General features: G+C 54.8%; 6 protein-coding genes. 4 read left to right on the top strand and 2 right to left on the bottom strand.

Features of this window, described 5'->3' with window-relative positions:
* On the bottom strand, window positions 1-757 hold a 757-nt coding region (locus DJ69_RS09040; protein WP_180271775.1), incomplete at its 3' end, for a peptidase.
* 724 nt (window positions 758-1,481) lie between these two features.
* Here DJ69_RS09040 and DJ69_RS09030 point away from each other — a divergent pair.
* From DJ69_RS09030 to DJ69_RS09015, 4 genes are all read left to right on the top strand, one after another.
* The gene (locus DJ69_RS09030) at window positions 1,482-1,868 is read left to right on the top strand and encodes a hypothetical protein (RefSeq protein ID WP_099255309.1); all 387 of its coding nucleotides are present in this window, start codon (window positions 1,482-1,484) and stop codon (window positions 1,866-1,868) included.
* Window positions 1,869-1,882: 14 nt separating this feature from the next.
* Window positions 1,883-2,656, top strand: coding sequence for a DUF6159 family protein (locus DJ69_RS09025; protein ID WP_245851599.1), 774 nt, complete (start codon window positions 1,883-1,885; stop codon window positions 2,654-2,656).
* A 57-nt stretch (window positions 2,657-2,713) separates the two neighbouring features.
* Window positions 2,714-3,388, top strand: coding sequence for a hypothetical protein (locus DJ69_RS09020; protein WP_180271774.1), 675 nt, complete (start codon window positions 2,714-2,716; stop codon window positions 3,386-3,388).
* Between the two features lie 540 nt (window positions 3,389-3,928).
* Window positions 3,929-4,291, top strand: a complete 363-nt coding sequence (locus DJ69_RS09015) for a hypothetical protein (protein WP_099255307.1) — start codon at window positions 3,929-3,931, stop codon at window positions 4,289-4,291.
* Between the two features lie 162 nt (window positions 4,292-4,453).
* Here the strand turns inward: DJ69_RS09015 and DJ69_RS09010 are convergent, their stop codons facing one another.
* Entirely contained in the window at window positions 4,454-5,368 is a 915-nt protein-coding gene (locus DJ69_RS09010) for a hypothetical protein (protein WP_099255306.1), read from the bottom strand.
* Window positions 5,369-5,644 lie beyond the last annotated feature (276 nt).

Raw genomic sequence — 5,644 nt, 5'->3', positions numbered from 1 at the left:
ATCTCCTACAGAAGAGCGCATCGTCGAATACATCGAGAAATGTACTTGTGACGAAGAGGCGTCGGTAGTTCGGTGGCCCGCGAACGACTGTGCTCGCCGTTTCTTCGTTTTCAGTTTCGAGGATTCGGATGTCTCGTACATTAAAGCCTGCCTGTGAACAGAGCTGTTCGACTCGATCGGCACGCTCCCCAATTGGTGTCGAAGTCGAACGAAGTACCGGGATCAGCCACGGGGACGCGTACAGCACACCAAGTATGAGAATGACGAGAGCGAGAACGAAGACAAGTGGTGACGACGCAAGCGAGAACACTTGCAACGGTGTGAGTACGACCGTCAGAACGGCACTAAGCCCGACGACGTACCGTGCCATCTTGCTGATTGCGGGGCCGGTAGCGAGCTCGACATCACGTACGTCGCGGACGCCCCGTACCGTCGGGAGATACGAAACAAGCCAGATACAGCCAGCTGCGAGGAACGTGGCGAACTGCGAGAGCACCTCGTCCAGCAGTTCCGGACTAGCGGGAAGCGCCGTGAGGAACGCAGCCCCAGATCCAGTCAGGGCTAACACGGCGTAGGAGAGTAATACATACGGGAAGAGTACGACTCCATACAGCAGCCGGTACTTTCCAACGGGATTTCGAAGACGGCGAACCACGACGGTACCAACGATCCCGATGAGGCCGCCGATGAGCGCAAGTCCAACAAATGCGGCGACCGCAGCACTAATTGAGGGTGGGGTGGTTTGGAGGGCAGCCATACTTGTATCTTCTAGAAACACGCATTAAAATCACCGCGATTGATTGGAAACAATAACCATTTGTCAAATCAGATTTTGAACATTCCGGAGATTGACACCATCTGCTGTTTAATGCCGTATATTGCCCTCTGCCAGACACTTGGTTAGTGCTCGAACAGCACCAACAGACGCCGATTCCTCACCGCGTGTGGCGTCGGACTCCTCGGCGGCACAGCCGGTTGTACGGCGGTCGTAGACCACCTTGCCGATCTCGCGTTAGGTGATGTTAACCTCTTCAACGAAACTGGCGGTGTCCTCACTGGTACTGTAACGATTACCGACCTGGGAGATGAGACTTTTCTCTCAGAATCGTTCGAGTTACCACCAGCGTCGGACGATAACAATACTGACGAAGAAGACGATGAAGACGGCGCGACGGCCTACGAAGACGTATGGACTGACCCCGACACCTATGAAGCAAGTGTCGAATTGGATGGTGAGTCCGAAGTTCAGGGAGAATCTACTGCATCAACGTCAATCTCAATTGATGACACGAGTGAGGAGATGCTCGCTATCGCGTTCGGTATGGAAGAGTTCGATAACGCGATCGGCTTTAGTGTTGGTGAATCGTTGAGCGACTTCGCACAGGCGTGACCGGAACCATCTGTTTTATTACTCGTTCCCATTCAAGCTGATTTTGACTCTTCTAAGTTTTCATACGTTCTATTGGTGAATCCTGCCACATATGCCCTCTATCACGCGACGAAGCACGATTGGCCTGTTCACAGGATGCCTTGCCCTCACCGCAATCGGCGGTGCCGTCGCACATACGACACAGAAGAACGCACCGCATCTGATCGTGAACAATCAAACGGAGCGCGAACAGGACATCACGACGGTCATACACTCCGTTGAAGATAGCGAGGTTCTCGTCGACGACACGGCACCCATTCCGGCAAACGGCGATCACGGATACACAGGTCTTGCGTCCAATGAACCGCTCAGCGTGACGATCCGCACGGAAACCGGATTGGAGAACACGTACCGATGGGACAAAACCGGTCCAGAGAACGCATTATCTGTCGGTGTCTCCACGGACGACATCGGCTTCGTCGTCGCAACGCCGCCCTAACTTGGTGATTCAATATGGCTTCGAAATACCGACGCGGCTTCGACATTACCCGTGAGAGCCTGCGCGTGTTCACCCGAGAACCAAGCCTGGTACTTCTGCCGGTGTTGAGTCTTCTCGCAGTCGGGAGTGCCTTCGCTGTTCTCGCAGTGATCGTCTTCCAGCAGGGCCTCGTTGAGTCGCTCGTCACCAACGATCTCTACCAGTACGGGGTGTTGTTTTGTGTGATTGCGATCTCGTCGAGCGTAGCGACGTTCTTCAACGCCGCCGTGGTACACTGCGCGGCCCAGCTCTTCGATGGTAACTCGACATCCGTTCGGGATGGGCTCGCCGCAGCGTGGCGTGCCCGCCGTCAGATCGCTGTGTGGGCCGTCGTCGCTGCGACGCTCGGAACGGTCCTGTACATCCTCGATGAGAAGTTCGGCATGGTCGGAAGCCTGACGCGAGCTGTCTTCAATCTCGCGTGGGCGCTGCTGACGTTCTTCATCGTGCCAGTCATCGTCCTCGATCAGCGACAGAGTCTGCGCCGCCAGCTCCGGCGGAGCGGGTCGTTGTTCCGAGACACGTGGGGTGAAAGCGTCTCCGCTACGCTTGACGTGAGTTTCGTCTTTCTACTCGTTGCGCTTCCGGGCGTCGCACTGGGTGCGGTTGGTTTTTTTCGTGCTCGATGGAGTGCCCGCTACAGGCGCACTCGTCGGTGGTGGCGTGATCATCGTCGCTGCCATCGTCGGCTCGCAGACGGTATCTGCAATCGTCCGGACCGCGCTGTATCGATACGCAACGACGGGTGAAGGGGTCGGCCCGTTCGAGGATCGGGACCCGGACACGGTCTTTCCGGAGAGCTGACAGTGCCGATCTATGACCGACGTCCCTCTTCAGAGTACGAGGTTGTCGATCGATGGGACGGCGGGATCGGGTGGTTCGCACATCCGACCGAAACCGGTCGCCGGACGAGTCACGCCGTCGTTGGAGAGGACGGTGGTGTGTGGCTCATCGATCCGATCGACGCGCCGGGGATCGACGAAGAACTTCCGGCGCTTGACGACGTGCGGGGCGTGATCGTCTGTTCGAACTACCACGTCCGTGACGCGGACGTGTTCGCGGCGCGTCACGACGTACCGGTGTACTGTCCCCCGTGGCTTTCCCGGGCGACATCTCAACTCGATGCTTCGATCGAACCGGAGACGAATACGGTCGGCACGTCCGGATTCGAACTCCGTCGTTGCCGTCCGTTCCCCGGCTGGTCTGAAGCGATTGCCTATCGCGGATTCGACGAGACACTCTACGTTCCCGACGTACTCGGGACATCACCGCTATTCACCGTGGACGAAGAGCGACTCGGCATGTACCTGCTATGCCGGTTCGTACCCCACCGAGCCGTGTTCGAAGGACTGACCCCACAACGAGTCCTCGTTGGACACGGCCACGGGATCTTTGAGAACGCCTCAACTGCTCTCCGGACGGCACCCGATGGAGCACGCCGCCGCTTACCTACAGAGCTTCGATCCAACGGATGGAGATAAATCCGGGCGCTAACAGCAGCACTAAGCGATCGAAATTAAGTCAGATTGGTTCTGTTGGTTCTGTTGAAATCCTCAGAGAGTGATATAGCTCGGCTCGATCGAAGTCAATTCACAGATATTAACCAGTGAAGAGACAACGTCCAGATATGTATGAGACCCCGTTGTATTTGATGCTAATTGGACTATCTCTCATTCTCTTTTTCTCCGGGGCCTCAAATGGTACCCTTCCAGTTGTCCTCCAAGCTGTCGGTGGATTCCTCGCTATCAGTAGTGGTGGGATGCTCCTCAGAGAGGTGTATTCTCATTCGACAAATAATGAGTAAGCACTCTTCAACGACCGGATGTTTCAGGAAACAATGTATCTGAAGAAAAGGATCTCAACAGAGCCGTTCTGTTGACTTCTTCCCCCTCAGCATATTTTCATCCGAAACAACGGGTTGCTGAGTAGTGCAACTCTAATGTTCGTATAGAGAAATCCTTGTACGCCGAACTAGCACGAGAACCAACAAAGGTTTACAACAATTTTGATACTGTGTGGATATGGATAGAAATCTCCCGCTCGCCGTTCTCTGTGGTCTGTTGGTGGGATTCAGCATATACTGGTTTCTTTCCCCTGACTGGTTCGTTGCAATGGGAACAGCGGCAGTTTACGCAGGATCTGGGTACTTCTATTTGGAATTTGATATTCCTCTCCTTGGAAGTTCTATCCAATTTGACGACCGGGTAGACCGGTTCGGCTACGCTATTGGCCTGTTCGGTCTATCTGTGAGTCCCATCGCATTTGGGCAGTACTACGGCCAACAAGGTGCCACGACGCTCCCATTCGTAATTTTATTCATAGGTGTAATCGCGTTTCTACTTTTCACTTCAAAAGCCCGGCAACAGTCAGAACACATTCGCTGATACACACTATCAAGCACGAACAGGGCGTCTGAAAACTCCGTGACATGCGCTGGCGGGTGGTGGCGTACAAGGAAATGTGTTAGGTGCCTCACCTGTACAGATCGCAACCAGATCAAAATGTATCCGCTGGAGAGGAGTTCAACAAAGTCGTCGAATTTTCGCTTAGGGATAGACAGTTAACTCGAATTCGTACCAACTCCCGTCGTAGATTGCGTACATATTCGGAAATGTCGTATACTCTCCATAGTCGCTGTGTTCCCGTACGTGATCGGCGGCGTTGAGGCGCGTGAGGATTGTGTCGAGTCCGTCCGACATTGGTGGTGACTCTTCATAGAACCCCGAGACTGGTCGCCCGTCTGTTGCCGTGTCGAGCACCTCTGTCGCCTCACTTGAGAGCGAGACCGTCGAAAAGTCGATTTCGAGAACGGTGTCGCAGATGTGTTGTTCGTATTCAGACTGTGATTCGCTGATCTGTTCGGCTGTGAACGTCCGTTCGCTTACGGGGATGGCGTTCTGCTCGGCCCGTGCCTGAAACAGATGGTTGTTGTGTTGGAGATAGTCGAACGGGGGGGATGGGACGAGGTCGCTCGCTTGGATATCGAGGTGGTGGTGATACGTGACGCCGCGTGACCCGGGCTCCTGATCACCGACGTCGATCGCTGGGTCTCGATCTGCCGCCGCGGCTTCCATCGCCTGCTGGAGTATCTGCTGGTCACGATCGGACAGTGACGTGACCGGTATTGTTACCGGATCAGTACTGTCGGGCTGTTCGGAATCCTGTAAGTCGAGATAGAACTCCCACCAGTCTCGTTCGACAGTACGAGCCGTCTCGACATGGATCCGATAGTACCGATCGCCGTCAGTAGCGAACTGAGGACGGTCCCGTTGCTCGGAGCCGAACTCATACTCGTAGGCCAACTGGTAGTTCAGCACTGTAACCGAGCCACTTGCAAGCAACTCGTCGTAGACGGCACGCTTGTACTCGTCAGGGTAATCGATAGCGAACTGGGCTCGGTGTCCCGCTGGATCCGTTAGTAGGAACGCTTCGTACGGGTCCTCTGTCGGATACGCACTCAATCGAAAGCGACTATCACCTGACGAGAGACAGCCGGCGACACTCGTAACTCCCGCTGCTCCGAGTGTCGTCAACAACGTCCGTCGAGTATATTGAGCACTCATTTGTCACGTCTACCGATCACCGATAGGGTTCGAAACAGTTCTATCTCACAGAATTGTTCGCACAATATACGATACTGACGTAGTATCACGAGTAGCCAGTTATCGCTGGGCGGGGTGCTTCAAGAGCCCGATAGCTCAAATCGAAACTGTACTTCGCTCTTGTGTAGCACATTG

The organism is Halorubrum persicum (assembly GCF_002727125.1).
Taxonomy (GTDB): Archaea; Halobacteriota; Halobacteria; order Halobacteriales; family Haloferacaceae; genus Halorubrum; species Halorubrum persicum.
This window is presented reverse-complemented; position numbering and strand designations above follow the sequence as displayed.

Bases quoted from the DNA above. Each gene is read 5' to 3' on its own strand.
- DJ69_RS09030 (WP_099255309.1), top strand. From the start codon at position 1,482: ATGCCCTCTATCACGCGACGAAGCACGATTGGCCTGTTCACAGGATGC.
- DJ69_RS09025 (WP_245851599.1), top strand. From the start codon at position 1,883: ATGGCTTCGAAATACCGACGCGGCTTCGACATTACCCGTGAGAGCCTG.
- DJ69_RS09015 (WP_099255307.1), top strand. From the start codon at position 3,929: ATGGATAGAAATCTCCCGCTCGCCGTTCTCTGTGGTCTGTTGGTGGGA.